Source organism: Streptococcus sp. NPS 308, assembly GCF_002355895.1.
Lineage (GTDB): Bacteria > Bacillota > Bacilli > Lactobacillales > Streptococcaceae > Streptococcus.
On the sequence record NZ_AP017652.1, the window covers coordinates 149,651 to 173,708 of the forward strand.

A 24,058-nucleotide genomic window follows, 5' to 3' on the forward strand; every position below is an offset into this window, starting at 1 on the left:
GCTCTGGAGCTGGTTTTTATTTTTCGATAATTGTGTGGGCAATCAACTGCCGGTAACAAATCTGTCTATTATTTTTCGCGTCATTGATAATCTGCAAAATCGTTTCAAATGATGTTCGTCCAAGTTCAAGACTATTGATGTCAACATAAGCTACTAGGTCGAGTCGAGGATTAACAGAGTCAAAACTCAAGACGGGAACATTTAATTGGTGTTTACTGATGTAGTCGCAAACCCCTTCAGCTAGAAGGCTGTCGGTTGTGATGATGGCATCAATCTGCGGATCGTGTTTGAAGAGGCGCTTACTAAATTGATACCCCTTTTCTTCTAGAAATTCATTTGCAAAGTAGGTCAGGTTCGTATCAATCGAAAGTTGGTGTTGTTTGAGTGCCAATTCGTAGCCTTTTAGACGGTCTTGTGTAACGAAAAGTTTCTTGGTTCCTCCGATAAAGGCGATTCGTCTGCAACCCTTTTTGATGAAATACTCAGTTGCATCAAAACCAGCTTGGACATTATCATTGTCGACAAGTGGGATAAAGGGCGAGAGGGATTTTCCGAGGATGAGGAAAGGAAACTGTTCTTCCGCTACGAGCTTCACCAGTGGATCTTCTTCTTGAGCGTAGAGGAAGATCAGGCCATCGACACGTTTCCCGTAGACCATTTGAGAAATGGCATTGAGACGCTCCTTTTCATCTTTACCAGTTGCGATCTGAATAGCATAGTGGTTTTCAGATGCGACTTGGGCGATCCCTCGTAGGACAGATGGGAAGAAAGGATTTTGGTAGAAGGCATCCGAGTCGTCAGGCAATACCAAACCAATAACTTGAGTATAGCTGCTAACTAGGCTACGAGCATTGAGGTTGGGATGGTAGTTGAGCTCCTTCATAGCCTTGCGAACTCGTTTTTTGGTTTCATCACTAATCGTTGATTTATTTTGAATGACGCGGGTAACAGTTGAAGGTGATACACCTGCTGCTTTAGCCACATCTTTAATCGTCACGGGCATAAAAATCTCCTATTTATGATAATCTGGATCACGGAAATGTGTCTTGTAAAAGATAGTGACCAGATAAAGAACAAAAAGAATGTTTTGTACAGTGATAAGGGTTGACATATTTTGGCCAAAAAGTCCCAAAATAAGCGTAATCAGAGTGGGTAATCCTAAACAGTTCAAGATAAAATGGTAGCACTCTTTAAAAGTCCTAAATGAAAAGAGGCGTGATTTTTTGGTGATATAAAGGAGGAGACTAGCTCCAAGAGAGACAATGAAGAAATTCAATCCAAAGAGGAAGCTTGCACCAAGAACGAGAAAGAGACTGATATAGACCCGATTTTGTTGGTACCAATCTTTAGAAATGGCCTGGGTCAGATCTTCCTTACTCTGGAAACTCTCAGTTTGAATCGCGTGGTAGCGAATACGGGTCAGTTCCTTATTTTCCTTACTGATGACGAGTTCTTCCGTATCAAAATGAAGTTGCAAGTCCTTTGGCAATTCCTTACTTGGACTTGGACCAATCAGAAGAGAAGCTTGCTGATTTTTAGTGCCAGCATAGCTCAGTTTTCCATCTATTATCTGCGCATTCTCCGACAAATCCATGATTGCTTCATCTGTCAGGGGTGTGTAGACATTATCGATAAAGGTATCCAGTGGATACGTTTCCTGCGAGCTGTTTTGAATGGCAATTGGAACCATGGACAAGCTGATGAGGAAAATGCTAGTAAAGAGGAGTTGAAACCAGTTAAGTCCGAAACGTTTTGACAGGGGCTTACGAAATCCCCAGATACTAGTAAAATACGAGAATGGATATGGAAGCATAGGCATCTTTCTAAAAGTGTTTTCTATATGAGTATTATTATATAGAGAAATGTGCTTTATTTCAAGTCTAGTAGATAAATTGCTTATTGAAAAGCTGATTTTGCTACTATTTGCGGTCTTCTGTCTAATCTTTTAACTTTAGAAACAAGATCCAAAATGAAAAAGGGTGGCGGGGATAAATTATCCCTTGTCGCCACCACTTGTAAGTCCTGAAACAAAGTTCTTTTGTAGGAAGAAGAAGAGAATACAGATTGGAAGGGCGATGAGGATAGCACCTGCTGAGAAGTAGGCAATCTTCATATTTTTCACGTTGTTAACGAAGGTTTGGAGACCAACGGCAACAGTAAAGTATTCTTTCTCACGAAGCAAGAAACTAGAGAGGATATAGTCCCCGAAAGGTCCCATGAAGGCCCAGAGAGCTTGTACAGCGATCATTGGGCGAACAAGTGGGAGAACAATTTGCCAGAAGCGGCGGAAGTGTCCTGCACCATCTAGTTTTGCAGATTCGTCTAGAGACATTGGTACTGTGTCGAAGTAGCCTTTCATCAACCAAGCGTTCATCGGGATACCTCCACCAACGTAGAGGAAGATGAGGAACCAGTTTTGGTTAAGGGCGTTCAACATAAGGGCCATAACGAAGAAGGCTGTCAAAGCGGCCATAGTTGGCACCATTTGGATAATCAAGAAGAAGACTAAACTTTGTTTACGAGCCAAGAAATTGTAACGGCTGTAGGCATAACCAGCAAGGACGATGATACTTGTTTGAACAGCCATGGTAATAAAGGCGATGATCAACGTATTGAGGTACCAAGTGCCGTACAAGGTTTCTGTGAAGAGTCCTTGGAAGTTGGCAAAGCTAAAGTCAATGTTACTATCTAATTTAAAGGCTACAACGTTACCAGTCTTGAAGGCTGACATAATGGTAATCAAAAGTGGATAGATAATCACGATTGAAAGGCCGATCAAGTAGAGGTAAGTGAGAGTTTGAGTCAGTCTACGTTTGAGTTTGATTGAGTTATTCATCTTAGACGTCCTCCATATCAAATGCGTGTAGTTTCTTGAATGCAATCATAGAGATAGAGATGACAATGATAGAGATAATCAAGGTAACAGCTGCCGCCATAGAGTATTGAGGAGATGTACCTGTAGTCAAACGGTAAATCCATGAGATCAAGATATCAGTTGAACCGGCTCCACCACCAACACTACCAGGTCCTCCAGCATTGAAGAGGTACATGATAGAGAAGTTGTTAAAGTTAAAGGTGTATTGGCTGATCAATGTTGGTGCTGCAACAGCCAAAATCATAGGGAAAGTGATGTTGCGGAATTTTTGCCAAGCATTGGCACCATCGATGTAAGCCGCTTCGTAGAGGTCGTTAGGGATAGACTGCAAGATACCCAAAGTCAAAACGTAGATGTATGGGAATCCTAGCCAACCTTGCATCATAATCAAGGCAATCTTCGTCCAAGTTGGGTCTGTTTTCCAAGGGATAAGTGCTCCGTCAAGGAAAGGAAGGACTTTAGCCAAGATAGGCAATACTTGAGTGTTGATCGCTCCGACACTATCGTTAAACATGTTTGAGAAGGTCAAGATAGTGATGAAGGCTGGAACAGCCCAAGGAAGAAGGAAAATAACACCAAAGATACGTTTTCCTTTGATAAATGGTTGGTTAGCAATGATCGCTGTGAAGATACCAATCACAATCTGCAAAGTAGAAGCAGACAAGGCCCAGATGATGGTCCAAGAAAGAACGGCACCGAAGGCTGAACGGAAGGTGCTTAAGCTCCAGATATTTGTAAAGTTCGTCAAACCAACCCAGTCCAACAATTTGTTTGGTGGCAAGTGTTGGAAGTCATAGTTGGTAAAGGCGATCATCAATGTTACCACAACAGGGAAGATAATCGCAAATGTCATAGCGACGTAAGATGGGATGATCAAGAGGTAAGGGAAACCATTCTCATAAATACCTTTGATCATATCTTTAAAAGTACGTGGGACAGGAATTCCGTTGTTGATGCGTTTAGCAATTGTATGTGCGTCTTTAATATTGTAGAAGTAGAAGAGCACATAAACAGCAACAAGAATTGAGTGGAAGGCACCACGAATCAGCATGAAGAGTGAATTGTCGCGACCGGGTTTGTCACCAAGAGTGATCAAATTGTGCAATTCAGGCGCAGCAAGGGCTAGAAAATAAAGGACAAAAACGAGCGTTACAGCAAGAAAAATAAAACCTTTGACCTTTTGTTTGTTGTAAATTTGCCCTAACCCAGGAATCACTGAAAGCAAGGCTGCTTTGCTAGGTTGTTGGTTTTCCATGAATACTCCTTTCATAGGATACGAGATTGAAGTTTGTCTCCAATCACTAGATAGGCAACTGCAATCATTCGTAAATTTATAAAATCAAAGGGGGACTTGTATTCTCCCCCCCTTGTAACGAATTCAATTATTCACCAAATTTTTGTTTGATTGTTTCTTTGATCAATGTAACAGCATCGTTAGCAGCTGTCTTAGCATCTTTCTTACCACTTACAGCGTCAAAGAGCATGTTTGCAGCTGGTTCCCAAACTGCTGACATTTGTGAGATGTTTGGCATTGGTTGAGCATTCTTGAACTGTTTGATAACAGCTGTAGTCAACTCATCGTTTTTGCCTTCAGCATATGCACGTGCTTCAGTGTTAGCTGGGATTTCGTTAGTTGCTTCGTAGAATGCTTTTTGTTGTTCAGTTGATACAAGGTAGTCTACAAATTTTTGTGCGCCTTCAAGGTTCTTAGTGCTTGATGGGATGATCCAAGCTTTACCACCACCGAATGCTGAGTATTCTTTTCCGTTTGGAAGAGTTGGGATAGTAGCAACACCGTAGTTTACTTTAGCATCTTTGAATGCTTGAGCTTTCCAAGGACCATCGATGATAGCAGCTGTTTTACCTTCTTGGAATGAAGTTTGGATCAAGTTTCCAGCAGCTGTTCCATCTTGCATACCTTTAGGCCATTTTTCGTACCAAGACTTAGCGTATTCGATACCTTTGATTGCTCCATCGTTAGCAAGACCGATGTCTTTAGGATTTTTACCGTTATCACCAAATACGTAAGCTCCGTTACCAGAAAGAAGTCCGTATGCGTAGTAGAAGTTTGTCCAGTCAGCTAAGAATGCTGAAGTTTTGCCATCTTCTCCAGCGAAAGCGTATTTGCTATCTTTTGCAAGTTCTTCCAATTCAGCAAATGTTTTTGGAGCTTCTTTGAGCAAGTCTTTGTTGTAGTACATAACAAGTGACTCAATAACTGCAGGAGCACCGTAAACTTTTCCGTCAGCAGCTGTTACAAGAGACTTAGTAGCATTGTCTGTTTTAGCACCGTCGCTCAATGTAACTTCTGAAAGTTGTCCGTCAGTACCAAGGCTACCTACGCGGTCGTATGGTGCCATCATAACGTCAGCAGCTTGACCTGATTGGTTATCAAGTGAAAGTTTGTCAAGTCCACCAAGTTGGTCACCAGATTTGATGTTAACTTTTGTACCTGATTCTTTTTCATAAGCTGCAGCAACTTTTTCAGCGTAGGCTTTATACTGGTCTTCAACGTAAAGAGTGATTTCTTTTGCTTCAGATGAGCTAGTATCAGCTGGTTTATCAGCAGTTTTGCTTCCGCAAGCTACCAAAAGTAAGCTAGCAAGAGTAGCAGTTCCAAGCACAGCAGCGCTCTTCATGAATTTAGATGACATAGTGTATTCCTCCTAAAGAATAACAAAAATAATTTGATGAGAAAACGCAAACGTTTTCTTTTACGAACCTAGTATAACACAAATAGAAAACGGTTGCAAGCTTTTTTAGAAAAAAATTTAAAAAAATTTTAAGGTTTCAAACATTTTTCAATGCTTTTATATAGGAAGAAACTGAAAGGTTTTCTTTTTCTTGATTTGAAAACGTACAAGGGAAACGATTGCATTGATTAGGCTGATTTCTTAGAAAAAATGAGGATATTTTTATTTTCAACTATCTTAAATTAGAAAAACTTTATAAGAAAAGTCTTCGTTTCATAAAATAACAGTGGAACCAAGATTCATTCAAAGAAAAAGAAATCAAAAAAAGTTTCTAGAACCGCTTGCATTTGTTTTTGAAATACGTTATACTTAAACCGACGCAAACGTTTGCGCCTTGATTTGCGCAACGTTTTATTACAAAAATACATGAGGTGCTATTATGAAAAAACGTCAGAGTGGTGTGTTGATGCACATCTCTTCTCTTCCAGGAGCTCACGGGATTGGATCATTTGGCCAAAGCGCCTATGATTTCGTTGATTTCTTGGTTCGTACCAAGCAACGTTACTGGCAAATCCTCCCTCTTGGGACAACAAGCTATGGAGATTCTCCATACCAATCATTCTCAGCCTTTGCTGGAAATACGCATTTTATCGACCTTGATATCTTGGTAGAGCAAGGCTTGTTGGAAGCTAGTGATCTTGAAGGAGTTGACTTTGGTAACAATCCTGCAGAAGTTGACTATGCTAAGATTTATTATGCACGTCGCCCTCTTTTGGAGAAGGCGGTCAAACGTTTCTTGGAAGTGGGAGATGTCAAAGCGTTTGAGAAATTTGCTCAAGACAACCAAGCCTGGCTTGAACTCTTTGCTGAGTATATGGCGATTAAAGAGCATTTTGACAATCTAGCATGGACAGAATGGCCAGATGCAGATGCTCGTGAGCGTAAAGCTTCAGCGCTTGAAAGCTACCGTGAGAAATTGGCAGACAAGTTGGTTTACCACCGTGTAACTCAATACTTCTTCTTCCAACAATGGTTGAAATTGAAAGCATACGCTAACGACAACCACATCGAGATCGTTGGGGACATGCCTATCTACGTTGCGGAAGATTCAAGCGACATGTGGGCAAATCCACACCTCTTCAAGACAGATGCCAGCGGCAAGGCGACTTGCATCGCTGGATGTCCACCGGATGAGTTTTCTGCAACTGGTCAACTTTGGGGTAACCCAATCTATGACTGGGAAGCAATGGACAAAGACGGTTACAAATGGTGGGTTGAACGCTTGCGTGAAAGCTTCAAAATCTACGATATTGTTCGTATCGACCACTTCCGTGGCTTTGAATCTTACTGGGAAATTCCTGCTGGTTCCGATACAGCGGCCCCTGGTAAATGGGTGAAAGGTCCAGGCTACAAACTCTTCGCAGCCGTTAAGGAAGAACTTGGTGAGCTGAACATCATCGCAGAAGACCTTGGCTTCATGACAGATGAGGTTATCGAGTTGCGCGAACGTACTGGCTTCCCAGGGATGAAGATTCTTCAATTTGCCTTCAATCCAGAAGATGAAAGTATCGATAGCCCACACTTGGCACCTGCCAACTCTGTTATGTACACAGGAACACACGATAACAATACGGTTCTTGGTTGGTACCGTAATGAAATCGATGATCCAACTCGTGAGTACATGGCTCGTTACACGAACCGTAAAGAGTATGAAACAGTGCCACACGCAATGCTTCGCACAGTATTTTCATCAGTGAGCTTCATGGCTATTGCCACTATGCAAGATTTACTAGAATTGGATGAGGCAGCTCGCATGAACTACCCATCTACTCTTGGCGGAAACTGGTCTTGGCGTATGACTGAAGATCAATTGACACCAGCTGTCGAGGACAATTTGCTTGACTTGACTACAATTTATCGCCGAATCAATGAGAATTTGGTAGAATTAAAGAAATAAGACATTATCAGGAGACACAAAAATGTTACCACTAAAAGAATTTGTACAAAAACGTTACAATAAAACCATTGCAGAATGTAGTAACGAAGAGCTTTACCTTGCTCTTCTCAACTACAGCAAGCTTGCTAGTAGCCAAAAACCAGTCAACACTGGCAAGAAGAAAGTTTACTACATCTCAGCTGAGTTTTTGATTGGTAAACTCTTGTCAAACAACTTGATCAACCTTGGTCTTTACGACGATGTGAAAAAAGAACTTGCTGATGCCGGTAAAGAGTTGATCGAAATCGAAGAAGTAGAATTGGAACCTTCTCTAGGGAACGGTGGATTGGGACGTTTGGCAGCCTGCTTTATCGACTCAATCGCTACTCTTGGTTTGAACGGTGACGGTGTTGGTTTGAACTACCACTACGGTCTTTTCCAACAAGTTCTTAAAAACAACCAACAAGAAACCATTCCTAACGCTTGGTTGACAGAGCAAAACTGGTTGGTTCGTTCAAGCCGTAGCTACCAAGTGCCATTTGCACACTTTACCTTGACATCAACTCTTTACGACCTTGATGTTCCTGGTTACAAGACTGCTACTAAGAACCGCTTGCGTTTGTTTGACTTGGATTCAGTTGATTCTTCTATCATCGAAGATGGTATCAGCTTTGACAAGACAGACATCGCTCGCAACTTGACACTTTTCCTTTACCCAGATGATAGTGACCGTCAAGGTGAATTGCTCCGTATCTTCCAACAATACTTCATGGTTTCAAACGGTGCGCAATTGATCATCGATGAAGCAATCGAAAAAGGAAGCAACTTGCATGACCTTGCGGACTACGCAGTTGTACAAATCAACGATACTCATCCATCAATGGTGATCCCTGAATTGATCCGTCTTTTGACTGAACGTGGTATCGAACTTGATGAAGCAATCTCTATCGTTCGTAGCATGACTGCCTACACGAACCACACCATCCTTGCTGAAGCCCTTGAAAAATGGCCTCTTGAATTTTTGGAAGAAGTGGTTCCTCACTTGGTACCAATCATCAAAGAATTGGACCGTCGTGTTAAAGCAGAATACAAAGACCCAGCTGTTCAAATCATCGATGAGAGCGGACGTGTTCACATGGCTCACATGGATATCCACTACGGATACAGTGTTAACGGGGTAGCAGCACTCCACACTGAAATCTTGAAGAACTCTGAGTTGAAAGCTTTCTACGACATCTACCCAGAAAAATTCAACAACAAAACAAACGGTATTACTTTCCGTCGTTGGCTCATGCATGCTAACCCACGCTTGTCTCACTACTTGGATGAAATTATTGGACGTGGTTGGCACCATGAAGCGGATGAACTTGAAAAACTCTTGTCTTACGAAGATAAAGCAGCCCTTAAAGCAAAACTTGAAGAAATCAAGGCTCACAACAAACGTAAATTGGCTCGACACTTGAAAGAACATCAAGGTGTGGAAATCAATACAAACTCTATCTTTGATATCCAAATCAAACGTCTTCACGAGTACAAACGCCAACAAATGAACGCTTTGTATGTGATTCACAAATACTTGGACATCAAGGCTGGTAACATCCCTGCTCGTCCAATCACAGTATTCTTTGGTGGTAAAGCAGCTCCTGCCTACACAATCGCTCAAGACATCATCCACTTGATCCTGTGCTTGTCAGAAGTCATTGCAAATGACCCAGCAGTAGCACCACACTTGCAAGTAGTGATGGTTGAAAACTACAACGTTACTGCAGCAAGCTTCCTTATCCCAGCATGTGATATCTCAGAACAAATCTCACTTGCTTCTAAAGAAGCTTCAGGTACTGGTAACATGAAATTCATGTTGAACGGAGCTTTGACTCTCGGTACTATGGACGGTGCTAACGTAGAAATTGCTGAGTTGGTTGGCGACGACAACATCTACATCTTTGGTGAAGATTCAGAAACTGTTATCGACCTTTATGCAAAGGCAGCTTACAAATCAAGCGAATTCTACGCTCGTGAAGCCATCAAACCATTGGTTGACTTCATCGTCAGCGACGCTGTTCTTGCAGTAGGTAAGAAAGAACGCTTGGAACGTCTTTACAACGAATTGATCAACAAAGACTGGTTCATGACTCTCTTAGACTTGGAAGACTACATCAAAGTCAAAGAGCAAATGCTTGCTGACTACGAAGACCGTGACGCATGGTTGGATAAAGTCATCGTTAACATTTCTAAAGCAGGATTCTTCTCATCTGACCGTACAATCGCTCAGTACAACGAAGATATCTGGCACTTGAACTAAGATACAAATTCATACTAATACATTTTGTAAAAAGCGAATTTCAATTGAAACTCGCTTTTTTGAATACTTGAGTAGAGATAGACCTCAGATACTATATTAAAATGGGTCAGTTATATAGAGTGGTGGCTTAAAACTATTAGTTATCATTATTTTTATCTGAAAATTGTAAGAAAGTATGTTAAAATAGGAATGTATACAAGTAGTTGTTTGAATATCAAATTAGAATTTGAAGAGGCTTATTATGAGTAATTTAGAAATTGGGAAACGGATTCGTACCTTACGGACTGAAAAGGGATTGAGTAGGGAAGCCTTTTGTGGAGATGAAAAAGAACTGACTGTTCGTCAGTTGGGCCGAATTGAAATAGGAAATAACTTGCCCAGTTTAGCGAAACTAGACTATATAGCCAAAGTATTGGGAGTTTCAATATCTCAGCTAATTGACGAGGGCTTGTTAATTGTTCCTAAAGAGTATTTAAAACTAAAAACGAAATTGATTCGTCAATCTATTCATGGAGATGAAGAAAAAATTCGTCAACGTGAGGAAATCTTTGAGGAAATTCAGGAACGCTTTTATGACCAACTACCTGAAGATGAGCAAGTAGCAGTTGAAGTCCTACAAGCCATTGATGATGTATATGTTTCTGAAAACGCTGAATTTGGGGAAGGTTTAATTGAGGAGTATTTTGAGCAAACAATGCTGCGAACAGAATATTCGACAAATGATCTACTACTATTGTACTTGTATTTTTTATCTTTAGCGGTTAATGCAGAACGAGATGAAATAACTTTAAAAAAAGTTTGTCTAAATATTGTATCTCAAACAAATTATGATGATACAAACTATATTCACTTGCTTCAAAGGGTGCTAATAGGTTTAGTCCTTTATCAGCTTGACATCGATTATCATGAATTTATACCTGAAATATTGAGCATTTTAAGAGAAATTATGATTGACATCGAAGATACTAGTTTAAAACCAACTGTAGACTTCATTGAAGCAAAATATTACTTATACGGAGAAAAAGATAAAGAAAAAGCCCTACAATACTATGAAAAAGCTATTAACGGAGCAGAATTTTTGAATGACATGAATTTTAAAAATCGAGTGATAGAGGAAAAAAATAAGGATTTTTCATAATTTCAATATAAAACAGGACATAAATGTCAGTGGACATAAATGTCCTGTTTTTTTACTCTCGTAAGGTATATACTGTTATTGTAAATAAGTTAAGAAGAGCGCAATGCTAGAAACATTCCTATTTAATGGGATGGAGATTAGCAGGCGGGAGGAAAATATGGTAAAAACAATTGACTATTATATGGATGAAAAGTTTGTCAAGAAGAATTATCTGATTATAAAAAATAGTCTAGATAGCAGACGCCTATGTAAAGTAACACTTGATGAGAAGTTGCTAAAATTAGTTCTCTTGCTTCCAAATGAAATGAGGGAAATCAAACTGGACTCCAACTTAAAGCCTAGAATTAGAGTTGTTGACATAACCGATGGGAGTGAGTGAAGTTTCTAAAATACAATTTATCATTAGAAAGAGGTAATAAAATGATTAAGGTAGAAAGAGTTACAAAGCGATTTGGAGATAATATTGCTTTAAATCAAATTAGTTTTTCAATAAACGAAGGAGAAATTTTTGGATTCCTAGGTCCATCTGGTTCAGGGAAGACAACAATGATCAATATTCTGACAGGACAGCTACAGGCTAACAGCGGAAAGACAGAATTATTAGGGAAAGATTCTCAAAAATTACTTCCGTCAGATTTTGAAGAGTTAGGTTTAGTAGGTGACACAAGTGGTTATTACGAAAAATTAAGTTTGTACAATAACTTGTTACTGTTTGCAAGACTATACGGAGTTTCAAAATCTCGAATTGAAGAAATTCTAAAACAAGTTGGTCTGTATGATAGTAAAGACACTCCAGCTGAGAAACTTTCTACAGGAATGCGTCAACGAATGCTTTTAGCTCGTGCTTTAATCAATTATCCTAAAGTTCTATTTTTAGATGAACCTACAAGTGGGTTAGATCCCACCACCTCAAAGAAGATTCACAAATTACTAAAGGAGTTAAAGGAAAGAGGAACAACCATTTTCTTAACTACTCATGATATGAATGAGGCGACTTTATTATGTGATAACCTAGCTCTTTTGAATAAAGGTGATCTTATTGAACAAGGAAGCCCAAGCGAAATTATCCAAAAATACAACACGGAAAAAAAGGTTGCAGTAACCTATAGTGACTCTACTAAAAAAGTAGTGCGCTTCGAAGACTTGCAGAAAGAAGATTATAAAAAAATGATGACGCTTCACTCATGTGAACCAACTTTAGAAGATATTTTTATTAAATTGACAGGAGAAAAATTAGATGTTTAAGAGAATTTTAGCCCTTATCTGGTTGAGGACACAAGTATTATTAACAAACAAAAACACTTTGGTACAAGTAGTATTCCCATTCTTTCTTGTTCTACTCTTCCAAAATTTTATGAATACAGATGGCACTCAAGGGAAAACACTATTGTTTAGTTCTTTAACAATGGCATTCTCATTTTCTTCTGGGTCAATGATTTCAAACTCTATTGCAGAGGAAAAAGAAAAAAGAATTTTTAAAACTCTTATCTTAAGCGGAGTTCGCCGTGGAGAATATCTTGTTTCCGTGTTGTTTTATCCTGTAATCTTTGCCTTGGCTTCAGTTATTTCTTTCCCTATTATGGTTGAAGTGGATTTCGCAAAAGATTATCCTGTATACCTTGTAGTAGCTTCTCTGGTAGCATTATGTACAATTCTCTTAAATTTAGTGATCGGAGTTATTTCAGAGACACAAACTCAGGCTCAGGTTTATGGTTTGATTCCAATGCTTGGACTCTCGTTCTTGCCGATGTTTTCTCAAGTTAGCTCAGAAATTAAGAAATTTATGGATACAACCTTCTTAGGAGTTTATGTAGATTTCTTTAATGAACCAGATTTCAAGTTGAATTTTGACAGTTTGGGGATCACTTTTGCTTGGGTTGTAGCATTACTTGCCCTTAGTTATTGGGGATTAAAAAATAAAAATAGAGTACAGTTTGGGAAACTAACAATCGCTAAACTTCATAAACTAGCTTTTTTTAAAGCTTAGTGTTCAGTCCCTATAACCTAGTCTTATGGATGGGGTATAGCGTCAGACAAAAAACCAGCACTTAATAATGCTGATTTTACTACCTTTAAGCCTCAGAATCTACTTAGAAATTACCTCAAATTCCTTGTATTCGCTTACACAAAGTGTTATAATACGATTATAGGAAAGAAGGTGTTTATATGTGGAAAAAATATTTTTCAAAATATAAATGGACTGATTTATTCTGGATACTATTTGTGATTGTGACATGCCTCTTGACGGGCAATAATACTCTTTTTCCCCTTACCCATCAAGATATCTCTTATCATGGCTGCTATTTGGGGATTACACTTGCCTCATTTCACTTGCTTTTTATTGATAAATTTGTTATTTCGAATCGAAAATAAATGGTGAGGTTAAAATTTTCCCCCTTTTCCGATAGATACTTGAAAAATGGTGATTTAAACCCGCATCTCAAGAAGAGCTGCGGGCTTTATCTTATCTCAAAAATTTATTTACAGTGCTTTCCCAACTAGAATCTCTGCTTCAATGGTAATCTCTATCAGTTGACTCCAATCAATCTTGGTCTGGTCAATGTTAAAGAGTAGGGGTGTCATGCTAAGCAGAGCTTGGCGTTGCTCGGGTGTGATAGGCTTGGTTAAGGAAGCTATCTGACTAGATTGGATGGTGAAGTGTTCTTGGAAATGTTCCTTGATATCTTGGTTGGAATAGTCCTTCTTTGTCAGATGGTCTTGCACCATATGACGGATTTCTTTGAGGTGATTTTCAGTAGGAACGACCTTAATTAAGATACCGTTTTGGGATAAAACGCGGCGAAATTCACCATAGTTGGCAGGGGAAAAGATATCAAGCAGAATATCCATGCTGGCGTTTTTTATAGGAAGACGAGCCAGGTCACCGACAAACCAGTTGACCGCCCAGTTGGGTTCACTCTTGGCAGCGATTTGAACGGAATCTTTGGAAATATCAAAGGCGTAGAAGGTTTTGTCAGGATGACTTTCTTGGAGTTTACGAGAGTAAAATCCTTCGCCACAACCGATATCCAAGATAGTTTTGGCAGTTTCTAGTCTTGCAAGCAGGTCTGAGATGGTTTCTAAGATAGCCTGATAAAAACCAGCTTCTAGGATTTCTTGGCGGTTTTGGAAGCTTTCCTTGTCGTAGTTGGCAGATTGCTTGATTTGCGGTGCTAGATTGACATAGCCGAATTTTGCCAAGTCAAAAGAATGGCGATTGCTACACTTGAGACTGGTTTCTACCAAGGTCAGATTTTCTTGGCAGATAGGGCAGGCAAAGGCAGTTGCGGCAGCAAAGCGCTGGAGTTTTGGTTTGAGGTTTGTATTCATAGTTTTAGTCTAGCAAAAAAAGGACTGGATGGCAAATGCCTCCAGTCTGCTTTTTTAGTATGTAAGAACGAAGTATTTTTTCTTCCCGCGGCGAATAACAGTTAGTTCGTTTTCTAACTTATCTGTGTCACTCAAGACATAGTCAAGGTCTTGGATACGGTCGCCGTTGACGTAAATAGCTCCATTTTGAACATCTTCACGGGCTTGGCGTTTGGAATTCACCACACCAGATGACACGAGGAGTTCCACGATATTGTGGTTTTCGTCTGCCTGTACTTGGTAGTTTGGCACACCACGAAGTCCTTGTTTGAGTTCTTTAACAGAAAGGTTTTTGATGTTTCCAGCAAAGAGTTGCTCTGTGATGTTAAGAGCTTCTTTGTAGGCTTCTTCTCCGTGGACAAGAGTCACGACTTCACGAGCGAGGACTTTTTGAGCCAAGCGTTCGTGTGGCGCCGCTTCAAACTGTTTGCGGATGTCTTCAATCTCATCGAGTGACAAGAAAGTAAAGATTTTCAAGAAGCGAACAGCGTCAGCGTCCATGACGTTCATCCAGAATTGGTACATTTCGTATGGGGAAGTCTTTTCAGGATTGAGCCATACTGCGTTTCCTTCTGATTTACCAAATTTCTTACCAGTTGCATCTGTGATGAGTGGCACAGTGATCACGTGACCAGTCTTGTCAGCCTTGCGACGAAGCAATTCAGTACCAGCTGTCATATTGCCCCATTGGTCAGAACCACCGATTTGAAGGGTTACATTGTGCTCTTGGTTAAGGACGTAGAAGTCATATCCTTGCATGATTTGGTAGGCAAACTCTGTGTAAGAAATCCCTGTCTCGATCCGTTTTTTCACAGACTCCTTACTCATCATGTAGTTGACAGTGAAGTATTTTCCGATATCACGGAGGAAGTCAATGAAGCTGATACTGCCAAACCAGTCGTAATTGTTGACCATGACAGCTTTATTTTCCCCATTTTCAAAGTCAAGAAAACGAGAAAGTTGTCCTTGGATAGACTTGACCCAGCCCTCTACTGTGTCTTTTGTTTGGAGACTACGCTCAGCATCTTTGAAGGACGGATCTCCGATGAGACCTGTAGCACCGCCAACGAGCGCATAAGGTTTGTGACCTGCTAATTGCAAACGACGACTGGTCAAGATTGCGACAAGGTGGCCTAGGTGAAGGCTGTCAGCAGTTGGATCGTAGCCAGTATAATAAGAAACTTGACCTTCTTCTAGGGCTTTACGCAAAGCTTCTTCATCAGTCGTTTGAAAAATCAAACCACGCTCTTTTAGCTCATCAAAAATGTGCATGTGTCTTTTCTCCTTTATAAAATATTGTTTCTACCTATTGTATCACAAACTTGATTAATAGCCTAGTGGAATAGGGAAGAAAGTGGCTATTTTATTGAAAGTTTCCCTTTTATGGTATAATAGAGAAAGCGAGGACATTCATGAAAGAAAGAATTAATGAATTAAAAACAAAAATGCTGCATTTTTTCCAGCAACTAACTGCCAAATGGAAGAAAAAACAAGCAAGTAAAAAGACTGATAAGAAAGTAGCTTCTTCTAACAAACTCAAAAGGGTAGGGTCCATTTTTGCTAAGATTTTGAGTGCTTTTAAAGTGACCTTCAACACTCTCTTCATTCTAGCCTTTATCGGAGGTCTTTTGGGAGCGGGTGTGGCCATGGGCTATGGGGTTGCTCTATTTGACAAAGTCAAGGTGCCTCAAACAGAGGAATTGGTCAAACAAGTGAAGGATATTGCCTCTATCTCAGAAATTACCTATGCTGACGGAAGTACCATCGCTTCAATTGAAGGAGATTTATTGCGCACATCAGTCGCTTCGGAGGCTATCTCAGATAATCTCAAGAAGGCTATCATTGCGACAGAGGACGAGCATTTCAATGAGCATAAGGGAGTTGTGCCTAAGGCCGTTATTCGTGCGACTCTGGGAACCTTTGTCGGTTTGGGATCGTCTAGTGGTGGTTCGACCTTGACGCAGCAGGTCATCAAGCAGCAAGTGGTGGGGGATGCTCCCACTCTGGCTCGTAAGGCCAAAGAAATTATTGATGCCTTGGCTTTAGAACGAGCCATGGGCAAGGATGAGATTTTAACAACCTACCTTAATATTGCTCCTTTTGGACGCAATCACAAGGGCCAAAATATTGCAGGTGCCCAGCAGGCTGCAGAGGGAATTTTTGGAGTTAATGCATCGGATTTGACAATACCTCAAGCTGCCTTTATCGCAGGTTTGCCCCAGAGTCCTATTAGTTATTCTCCTTATGAATCTGACGGCAGTATGAAGAGCGATGAGGATATGGCCTTGGGAATCAAGCGTGCCAAGGATGTCCTCTACAATATGTATCGGACAGGAGCTCTGAGTCAGGAAGACTACGACAAGTACAAGGATTATGACTTCAAGCAAGACTTTCTACCATCAGGTAGTGTCAGTGGTACTTCGCGTGACTATCTCTACTATGCAACCTTGGCAGAAGCAACGGATCGGATGTACGACTACCTCATCCAGAGAGATAATGTTTCTGCGCAAGAGCAAAAAAATGAATCGATCCAAAAAGCTTACCGCGATCTAGCGACGAAGGAAATCGAGAATGGTGGCTATAAGATCACCACGACTATTAATAAAAACGTCCACACTGCTATGCAAAATGCAGTTGCTAACTACGGCAGTTTGGTAGATGATTCGACAGGCCAGCCTGAAGTAGGGAATGTCCTCATGGACAACCAAACGGGAGCCATCCTTGGATTTGTTGGTGGTCGTAATTATCAAGAAAATCAGAACAATCATGCTATCGATACCAAACGTTCTCCAGCTTCAACCACGAAACCTATATTGGCCTATGGTATCGCGATTGACCAAGGTTTGATGGGGAGTGCAAGTATCTTATCAAACTATCCAACCAACTTCTCAAACGGGAATCCCATCATGTATGTCAATAGTCCTGGTACAGGCATGATGACATTGGGAGAAGCCCTTAACTACTCATGGAATATCCCAGCCTACTGGACTTATCGTACGCTTCGAGAGAAGGGCGTTGATGTCAAGGGCTATATGGAAAAAATGGGTTATGAAATCCCAGAATATGGGATTGAAAGTTTGCCGATGGGTGGGGGGATTGAGGTTACAGTTGCCCAACATACCAACGGATACCAAACGATAGCCAACAACGGAGTTTACCACAAGAAACACATGATTGCCAAGATCGAATCAACGGATGGTCGAGTGGTCTATGAGCATAAGGATGAGCCTGTGCAGGTTTATTCAAAAGCGACAGCAACCATCATGCAAAGTTTGCTCCGTGACGTCATTTCTTCTCGGATTACTTCTAGCTTCCAGACCGACTTGGCTTCGATCAATCCAGGCCTAGCTCGTGCTGACTGGATCGGAAAAACTGGTACGACTAATGAAGATGAAAACATGTGGCTCATGCTTTCTACTCCTCGATTGACTCTAGGTGGCTGGTTAGGTCATGATGATAACCGACCACTAGCCAAGGGTGCAGGTCACTACCGCAATGCCAAATACATGGCTTACTTGGTCAATGCTATCCAGCAAGCTGAACCTGGAATATGGGGAAATGATCGCTTTAATCTTGACCCAAGTGTGACTAAGTCCCAAGTTCTCCGATCAACAGGCCAAAAGCCCGGCAAAGTTTCCATCAATGGTAAGGAAATCGAACTTTCTGGTTCTACAGTGACAAGCTACTGGGCTAGCAAAGAAGGGGCGCCAGTAACCACTTACCGCTTTGCCATCGGAGGTAGCGACGCAGACTATCTGAACGCTTGGAAAACCATTCTTGGAAGCCTACCTGCAGTGACTCCTCCAAGTTCAAGCAGTGGCTCAAGTTCAAGCAGTAGTTCAGGGGCAAATTCGAACAACAACACTCAAAGTGGTTCGTCAGGTCGTTTCCGTCTATTTAATCGATAATAAAAAAAGTAGCAAGAGGCAATTTTTCTTCTCTTAGCTACTTTTTTCTTTTTCTATTTCGTGTTACAATAAGGGAATGAATAAGTATCAAAAGAAGATTTTTAAGGGAACCTTGTATTCACTGTTCTCAGGTCTGATTTGGGGGATTTGCGGGATTTTAGGAGAGTATTTTTTCACTCATTATCCAGTATCGTCTGGTTGGATTACCTCTATGCGTTTGCTGGTGGCGGGGAGTTTGGTTTTAGCTTTATCTGCCTTTCAGTTGCGTAGTCGCTTGTTGGATATCTGGAAAGATAAGAAAAATTATCTACCTTTTTTAGCCTATGCTATTCTAGGTATTTTTTCTGTGCAGTTTTTCTTCTATCTCTGTGTTGAGTATTCCAATGCGACGACGGCAACCATTTTACAATTTATCAGCCCTGTTTTTATTTTGTTGTACAATCGCATTGTCTACCAGAAGAAGGCTTCGATTACAGCGATTCTCTATGTTTTGATTGCCATGCTAGGTGTTTTTTTGATGGCCACAAAAGGGGACTTGTCCCAGTTGTCCATGACACCCTTGGCTCTAGTGACAGGCTTGCTCAGTGCAGTAGGCGTCATGTTTAATGTCATCTTGCCTCAACGATTTGCCCGCCACTATGGTTTTGTACCCACTGTTGGTTGGGGGATGATTTTCGCAGGGCTCTTTAGCAATCTGCTCTATCCAGTCCATCATGTCACCTTCCAGTTGGATGCTACCAGTCTGTTGATTTGTTTGATTATTGCCGTATTTGGAACAGCTTTTGCCTTCTTCCTATCTATGAAGGCCGTCTCTCTTGTTTCCCCTCTGGTTGTCTCTGTAGTGAGCGCTAGCGAACCTCTCTCTTCAGCGCTATTGAGCGTCCTCTTTCTCGGTCTCGTCCTAGATGGATTTCTAGTTTTGGCCATGATTTTGATCATCGTTCCTATGGTCTTCTTGTCTATCGAAGAAGCCAAAGAAGGGAAGTAAAGACGACTATTTTGATAGTTTAGGCTTCAAATTTGAAGTCTTTTTTGGTAGAATAGGTATCATTATAATGAACCAGGAGGCGCCTATGACTGCCACAAAAATGACTGCCCAAGAAATCATCCAATTTATCGCCAATGCAGAGAAGAAAACCAGTGTCAAAGTAACCTTTGAAGGACAACTAGCGTCTGCTGTTCCTAATTCCATTGTCAAACTAGGCAATGTTCTTTTTGGAGATTGGAAGGATATCGCTCCGCTTCTCGAAGGCTTGGTAGAAAATCAAGATTATGTTGTCGAGCAAGATGCTCGTAATTCGGCAGTTCCCTTGCTAGACAAGCGTACTATCAACGCTCGTATCGAGCCAGGTGCTATTATCCGCGATCAAGTGGAAATTGGTGACAATGCTGTTATCATGATGGGAGCTGTCATCAATATCGGAGCAGAAATCGGTGCAGGAACCATGATTGATATGGGTGCTATCCTTGGTGGTCGTGCCATCGTTGGGAAGAACAGCCACGTTGGTGCAGGGGCAGTTTTGGCAGGTGTGATTGAGCCAGCTAGTGCCGATCCAGTCCGTGTCGGGGACAATGTTCTTATCGGAGCTAATGCAGTGGTCATCGAAGGTGTCCAAATCGGTAGTGGTTCAGTTGTCGCTGCAGGAGCTATTGTGACTCAAGATGTCCCAGAAAACGTGGTAGTAGCAGGTGTTCCAGCTCGTATCATCAAAGAGATTGATGCCCAAACCCAACAAAAAACAGCGCTAGAAGATGCGCTTCGTACCTTGTAATTGTAAAAGTAAAAAAGAGGCGGAATCCTTCTTCCAGCCTCTTTCTTCTATCAAAAGGAGGATCGATAGATGTTAGATTTGATTCAGACTCGACGAGATTTGCACCAGATTCCAGAGATTGGCTTAGAAGAGTTCAAGACTCATGCTTATTTGCTGGATGTGATTGAAAAATTGACTGCGGACAAGGACTTTGTTCAAGTTCGTACTTGGCGAACAGGAATTTTGGTCTACCTGCAGGGAAGTCAGCCGGAGCGAACCATTGGTTGGCGGACAGATATTGATGGCCTGCCTATCGTCGAACAAACAGGTCTACCTTTTGCTTCTCAACACCAAGGTCGCATGCATGCCTGTGGCCATGATTTTCATATGACCATTGCCTTGGGCTGTTTAGAGCGTGCTCTTGAGGAGCAACCTAAGAATAATCTGCTCTTCCTATTTCAGCCTGCTGAAGAAAATGAAGCTGGTGGTATGCTCATGTATGAGGATGGTGCTTTTGGAGATTGGTTGCCAGACCAGTTTTATGGACTCCATGTTCGTCCAGATCTAAAGGTTGGACAGATTGCGACCAATACCCATACACTCTTTGCAGGGACTTGTGAGGTGAAGATTCGTTTCAAAGGAAAAGGAGGACACGCAGCTTTTCCGCATGAAGCCAATGACGCCTTGGTGGCTGCTAGTTACTTTGTAACCCAAGTACAGTCAGTGGTTAGCCGCAATGTTAATCCAATCGAGGGAGCAGTGGTGACCTTTGGCCTTTTCCAAGCTGGTGTTGCGAATAATGTCATCACAGATACAGCCTTTTTACATGGTACCATTCGCGCCTTGACTCAGGACATGAGCCTCTTGGTGCAAAAAAGAGTCAAGACAGTCGCAGAAGGTGTCGCGGCAGCCTTTGGGATGGAAGTCGAAGTAGAACTCAAGCAAGGAGGCTACCTACCTGTTGAGAACAATCCAGCCTTGGCGCGTGAACTGATGGACTTCTTTGGAGAAAAAGATGGAATCGACTTGATTGATATCGAGCCTGCTATGACAGGTGAGGACTTTGGTTACCTCCTTTCAAAGGTAGATGGCGTTATGTTCTGGCTAGGTATCGATAGTCCCTACGCCCTGCACCATCCTCAGATGAGCCCCAAGGAAGAAGCCTTGGCTATTGGAGTGGATGCGGTCTCTAGCTTTCTTCAAAAGAAGGCAGCAGAGTAGAGGGCTTGTCTATGAAATCGAAATTACGCAAGCAAGTCTTGCAAGAAATGAAGGCTGTTCCTCAGAAGCAAAAAATTGCTATGGATCAAGCTTTAACCGAACGATTCTTGAATCATCCTGTTTACCACGAGGCTAAGGTCGTCGCAACCTACCTCTCTTTTCCGCATGAGTTTCAAACGCAGGGACTGATTGACCAGGCGCTGAAGGACGGCAAAAAAGTTTTGATACCCAAAACCTATCCCAAGGGGCGTATGGAGTTTGTGGTCTACGATCCGCAGCAGTTGAAAAAAACTTCCTTTGGTTTACTGGAGCCCCAAGGGGACTTGGAAGTGGTGGATGCCTCTCAGATTGATTTGATTCATGTTCCAGGCTTGGCTTTTACAAGAGAGGGGTATCGGATTGGATATGGCGGAGGCTATTACGACCGTTATTTGGAGAATTTTGCTGGTCAGACCATGAGTACAATCTATCCTTGTCAGGTTCAGGAGTTTAACTTGGAAGACCACGATATTCCCGTTCAGGAGGTATTGATCTATGAAGGAAATCTTTGACAAACGTCACCCTGTGACTAGTTTTTTCCTCCTAGTGACTGGCTTTGTATTTTTACTGATGCTGATTACTACGGGTATCAACTTTGATCGGGTCAAAACTCTGTTTCAGTTTGGAGCTATGTATGGACCGATCATTCGCCTGTTCCCTGAGCAGCTATGGCGCCTTTTTTCGGCTATATTTGTGCATATTGGTTGGGAACATTTTATCGTCAATATGCTTTCTCTCTACTTTCTTGGAGGACAGGTGGAGGAGATTTTCGGCTCTAAGCAGTTCCTTTTTCTCTATCTCTTATCAGGAATGATGGGCAATCTCTTTGTGTTTGCTTTCACACCGAAAGTCCTAGCAGCAGGAGCATCCACCTCCCTCTATGGACTATTTGCTGCGATTATCGTCTTGCGTTACGCAACTCGCAGCCCCTATATCCAGCAGTTGGGGCAATCCTATCTGACACTTTTCGTGATAAATATCATTGGAAGTGTTCTGATTCCAGGAATCAGCCTAGCTGGACATATCGGTGGTGCGGTAGGTGGGGCTTTTCTGGCAGTAGTCTTTCCTGTTAGAAGTGAGAGACGGATCTATAGTTTCGGTCAGCGACTCGGAGCAACCGTTCTTTTTATTGCACTAGCCGTTTTCCTTTTCTACAAAGGAATGAGTTATGTGTAAGGGGGAATAGTTAAAAAGCTACTTAAAAAATGAGTAGCTTTTAATGTGTTTTGGAACCATTCGAAACAACACAGCTCTAAAATGGTTATTAACGTTGTCTAAATTCTGTAATGCCGCCACCAACGTTTCCAAGATGGTTTCCATTGTCATCTCGGATGTCACCATTACTGTGATTTCTGTTAAAGTAGCTGTGATTACCACCAGCATCAATGCTCCAATATCTTGTATAGCCATCATTTCCTCCGCCGCTATTGCTGTTGCCAGATGAATATTGTTCGGCAGCTGGGGCTTCATAATTACTTCCGCCACTATTTGATCCAGAATCAGAAGATGAGTTAGAACTTGAACTGCTTGAACTACTTGATCCACCAGAAGATTCTTGTGTTTTAGCTTCTGATTGTTTCTTCTCTTCTTCTTTAGCTTTTTCAGCTGCTTTTTGTTCTTCTTCTTTCTTCAAAGCTTCGATTTGCTTATTGAATTTATCTACAATATCAGTAAGAGATTTTGTAGTTTCTTCAAGATTATCTTGTTTGAATGTTTCATCAACTTTCTTGATAAAATCAATTTGTTTATTGATTTCTTTTACATTATTTTCTAAGGTTGTTTTATCTTTAAATTTGTCATCTGAATCTTTGATGTCATAAGCCAAACCTTTTTGCAAATGAAAATCTACAATGGCTTTAGATGATTCTTTGACTTTATTATTAAGATAGTCTTTACCTGTATCGGTTTTAAGTGAAGTTTCAGATAATTCTTTCAACTTAGAAATAGATTCATCTGAAGATGCATCAAATGATTCAAATAGTTTATCAACTTGTTCTTTGTCTGATTTGCTATCTTTTTCTAATTGTACAATTTTTGCTTGTTGCTCTGCTTGATGTTGGTAATATGAATACCATCCAAACCCTAATACCAATACAACACCAACTGCAACTGATGAAATGATTACTTTTTTATTGTTTTTGATAAATTCCACAAATTTGTTCTCCATAATCTTTTACTTTGATAGTGTCCGCAATTACTTTAAAATTAAAATTACACCCATCTTTCTCCCTTATTATATTCTTATTAATAGCTTCCACAAAACTAAACAACTTATATTCGACTCGGTTGATTTAATTTAACCATGATTACTCCAACAGTTAAGTCAAATTTAAAATTATTTATTATTTTGGAACCATTCGAAACAACACAGCTCTAAAACTAGGAAATATTGATACTATCAACTCCGCACATCCTACATAGACAGTATACCTAATGTTTTTTAATATTCTTCAAAACTATATCTTATACAAATTATTTAATCTTTCTAACTCTAATACATTCATACATACTTCTACTCCAGTAACTACCCCCTTGCTATGAATAAATCCACAAGAAAACACAATCCTCTCCTTACTCAAAATATTTGACAATATTACTAATGCTTCTAAAACATAATCCTCTATGGTAATGAAACTATTGTTTTTATCTTTGAAAAACTTTATAAATCCAATATCCTTACACCTATCACCAAAATAAAAACTAAGTGATTTTAAATAATAATCAAAAAAAACATCAATCTCCATAGAAACCCCCTTCATTTTTAAAATATTCTGTTATATCATACAAAAAAGTTTTGGAACCATTCGAAACAACACAGCCAAAAGA

Annotated in this window: 22 protein-coding genes; 13 read left to right on the forward strand and 9 right to left on the reverse strand. The window is 40.7% G+C overall.

Features of this window, described 5'->3' with window-relative positions; all coding sequences use genetic code 11:
* Window positions 1-16 precede the first annotated feature (16 nt).
* From SNAG_RS00870 to SNAG_RS00890, 5 genes are all read right to left on the reverse strand, one after another.
* Complete coding sequence (locus SNAG_RS00870; protein WP_096405861.1) at window positions 17-1,003, reverse strand: LacI family DNA-binding transcriptional regulator; 987 nt, start codon at window positions 1,001-1,003, stop codon at window positions 17-19.
* 9 nt (window positions 1,004-1,012) lie between these two features.
* Window positions 1,013-1,813 carry a DUF1189 domain-containing protein gene (locus SNAG_RS00875; protein ID WP_096405862.1) on the reverse strand — a complete coding sequence of 267 codons (801 nt, stop codon included), beginning with the start codon at window positions 1,811-1,813 and terminating at the stop codon, window positions 1,013-1,015.
* A 180-nt stretch (window positions 1,814-1,993) separates the two neighbouring features.
* Window positions 1,994-2,836 (reverse strand): sugar ABC transporter permease, encoded by an 843-nt coding sequence (locus SNAG_RS00880; RefSeq protein WP_096405864.1) that lies wholly within the window; start codon window positions 2,834-2,836, stop codon window positions 1,994-1,996.
* 1 nt (window position 2,837) lies between these two features.
* The gene (locus SNAG_RS00885; protein WP_172842370.1) at window positions 2,838-4,130 is read right to left on the reverse strand and encodes a carbohydrate ABC transporter permease; all 1,293 of its coding nucleotides are present in this window, start codon (window positions 4,128-4,130) and stop codon (window positions 2,838-2,840) included.
* Window positions 4,131-4,257: 127 nt separating this feature from the next.
* Window positions 4,258-5,529 (reverse strand): extracellular solute-binding protein, encoded by a 1,272-nt coding sequence (locus SNAG_RS00890; RefSeq protein ID WP_096405867.1) that lies wholly within the window; start codon window positions 5,527-5,529, stop codon window positions 4,258-4,260.
* A 478-nt stretch (window positions 5,530-6,007) separates the two neighbouring features.
* On the opposite strand from SNAG_RS00890, the gene malQ reads away from it, so the two are divergent.
* The 7 genes from malQ to SNAG_RS09865 all read left to right on the forward strand — a co-directional run bounded on the left by malQ (window position 6,008) and on the right by SNAG_RS09865 (window position 13,317).
* Window positions 6,008-7,525: a 4-alpha-glucanotransferase gene (gene malQ / locus SNAG_RS00895; protein ID WP_096405869.1), complete on the forward strand. Its 1,518-nt coding sequence runs from the start codon at window positions 6,008-6,010 to the stop codon at window positions 7,523-7,525.
* Between the two features lie 22 nt (window positions 7,526-7,547).
* A complete protein-coding gene (glgP, locus tag SNAG_RS00900; protein ID WP_096405870.1) occupies window positions 7,548-9,806 on the forward strand; it encodes a glycogen/starch/alpha-glucan family phosphorylase in 2,259 nt (752 codons plus the stop codon).
* A 241-nt stretch (window positions 9,807-10,047) separates the two neighbouring features.
* Window positions 10,048-10,944, forward strand: coding sequence for a helix-turn-helix domain-containing protein (locus tag SNAG_RS00905; protein ID WP_096405872.1), 897 nt, complete (start codon window positions 10,048-10,050; stop codon window positions 10,942-10,944).
* A gap of 157 nt (window positions 10,945-11,101) precedes the next feature.
* Complete coding sequence (locus SNAG_RS00910) at window positions 11,102-11,323, forward strand: hypothetical protein (protein WP_070657026.1); 222 nt, start codon at window positions 11,102-11,104, stop codon at window positions 11,321-11,323.
* 41 nt (window positions 11,324-11,364) lie between these two features.
* Window positions 11,365-12,189, forward strand: a complete 825-nt coding sequence (locus SNAG_RS00915) for an ABC transporter ATP-binding protein (RefSeq protein ID WP_096405873.1) — start codon at window positions 11,365-11,367, stop codon at window positions 12,187-12,189.
* A complete protein-coding gene (locus tag SNAG_RS00920; RefSeq protein ID WP_096405875.1) occupies window positions 12,182-12,931 on the forward strand; it encodes an ABC transporter permease in 750 nt (249 codons plus the stop codon). Before SNAG_RS00915 ends, SNAG_RS00920 begins: the two co-directional genes overlap by 8 nt.
* Before the next feature lie 179 nt (window positions 12,932-13,110).
* Window positions 13,111-13,317 carry a hypothetical protein gene (locus SNAG_RS09865; RefSeq protein WP_096405877.1) on the forward strand — a complete coding sequence of 69 codons (207 nt, stop codon included), beginning with the start codon at window positions 13,111-13,113 and terminating at the stop codon, window positions 13,315-13,317.
* Window positions 13,318-13,425: 108 nt separating this feature from the next.
* On the opposite strand, the gene SNAG_RS00930 is transcribed toward SNAG_RS09865, so the two are convergent.
* Both SNAG_RS00930 and tyrS read right to left on the reverse strand, forming a co-directional pair.
* Entirely contained in the window at window positions 13,426-14,274 is an 849-nt protein-coding gene (locus SNAG_RS00930) for a putative RNA methyltransferase (protein WP_096405878.1), read from the reverse strand.
* Between the two features lie 54 nt (window positions 14,275-14,328).
* The gene (gene tyrS / locus SNAG_RS00935) at window positions 14,329-15,585 is read right to left on the reverse strand and encodes a tyrosine--tRNA ligase (RefSeq protein ID WP_000546902.1); all 1,257 of its coding nucleotides are present in this window, start codon (window positions 15,583-15,585) and stop codon (window positions 14,329-14,331) included.
* Between the two features lie 140 nt (window positions 15,586-15,725).
* On the opposite strand from tyrS, the gene pbp1b reads away from it, so the two are divergent.
* The 6 genes from pbp1b (at window position 15,726) to SNAG_RS00965 (ending at window position 22,408) form a co-directional block, all read left to right on the forward strand.
* Entirely contained in the window at window positions 15,726-18,221 is a 2,496-nt protein-coding gene (gene pbp1b / locus SNAG_RS00940; protein ID WP_096405880.1) for a penicillin-binding protein PBP1B, read from the forward strand.
* A gap of 76 nt (window positions 18,222-18,297) precedes the next feature.
* Window positions 18,298-19,209, forward strand: a complete 912-nt coding sequence (locus SNAG_RS00945; protein WP_096405881.1) for a DMT family transporter — start codon at window positions 18,298-18,300, stop codon at window positions 19,207-19,209.
* Window positions 19,210-19,294: 85 nt separating this feature from the next.
* The gene (gene dapD, locus SNAG_RS00950) at window positions 19,295-19,993 is read left to right on the forward strand and encodes a 2,3,4,5-tetrahydropyridine-2,6-dicarboxylate N-acetyltransferase (RefSeq protein WP_096405883.1); all 699 of its coding nucleotides are present in this window, start codon (window positions 19,295-19,297) and stop codon (window positions 19,991-19,993) included.
* 69 nt (window positions 19,994-20,062) lie between these two features.
* A complete protein-coding gene (locus SNAG_RS00955; RefSeq protein WP_096405884.1) occupies window positions 20,063-21,193 on the forward strand; it encodes an N-acetyldiaminopimelate deacetylase in 1,131 nt (376 codons plus the stop codon).
* An 11-nt stretch (window positions 21,194-21,204) separates the two neighbouring features.
* Window positions 21,205-21,744 (forward strand): 5-formyltetrahydrofolate cyclo-ligase, encoded by a 540-nt coding sequence (locus tag SNAG_RS00960; protein WP_096405886.1) that lies wholly within the window; start codon window positions 21,205-21,207, stop codon window positions 21,742-21,744.
* Complete coding sequence (locus tag SNAG_RS00965) at window positions 21,728-22,408, forward strand: rhomboid family intramembrane serine protease (RefSeq protein ID WP_096405887.1); 681 nt, start codon at window positions 21,728-21,730, stop codon at window positions 22,406-22,408. The genes SNAG_RS00960 and SNAG_RS00965 overlap by 17 nt, the downstream gene beginning before the upstream one ends.
* 88 nt (window positions 22,409-22,496) lie before the next feature.
* Here SNAG_RS00965 and SNAG_RS00970 read toward each other — a convergent pair whose 3' ends face one another.
* Together SNAG_RS00970 and SNAG_RS00975 are read right to left on the reverse strand one after the other, a co-directional pair.
* Window positions 22,497-23,399, reverse strand: coding sequence for a hypothetical protein (locus SNAG_RS00970; protein WP_096405889.1), 903 nt, complete (start codon window positions 23,397-23,399; stop codon window positions 22,497-22,499).
* Window positions 23,400-23,688: 289 nt separating this feature from the next.
* On the reverse strand, window positions 23,689-23,976 hold the full coding sequence (locus SNAG_RS00975) for a hypothetical protein (protein ID WP_231906649.1): 288 nt from the start codon (window positions 23,974-23,976) through the stop codon (window positions 23,689-23,691).
* Between the last annotated feature and the right edge of the window lie 82 nt (window positions 23,977-24,058).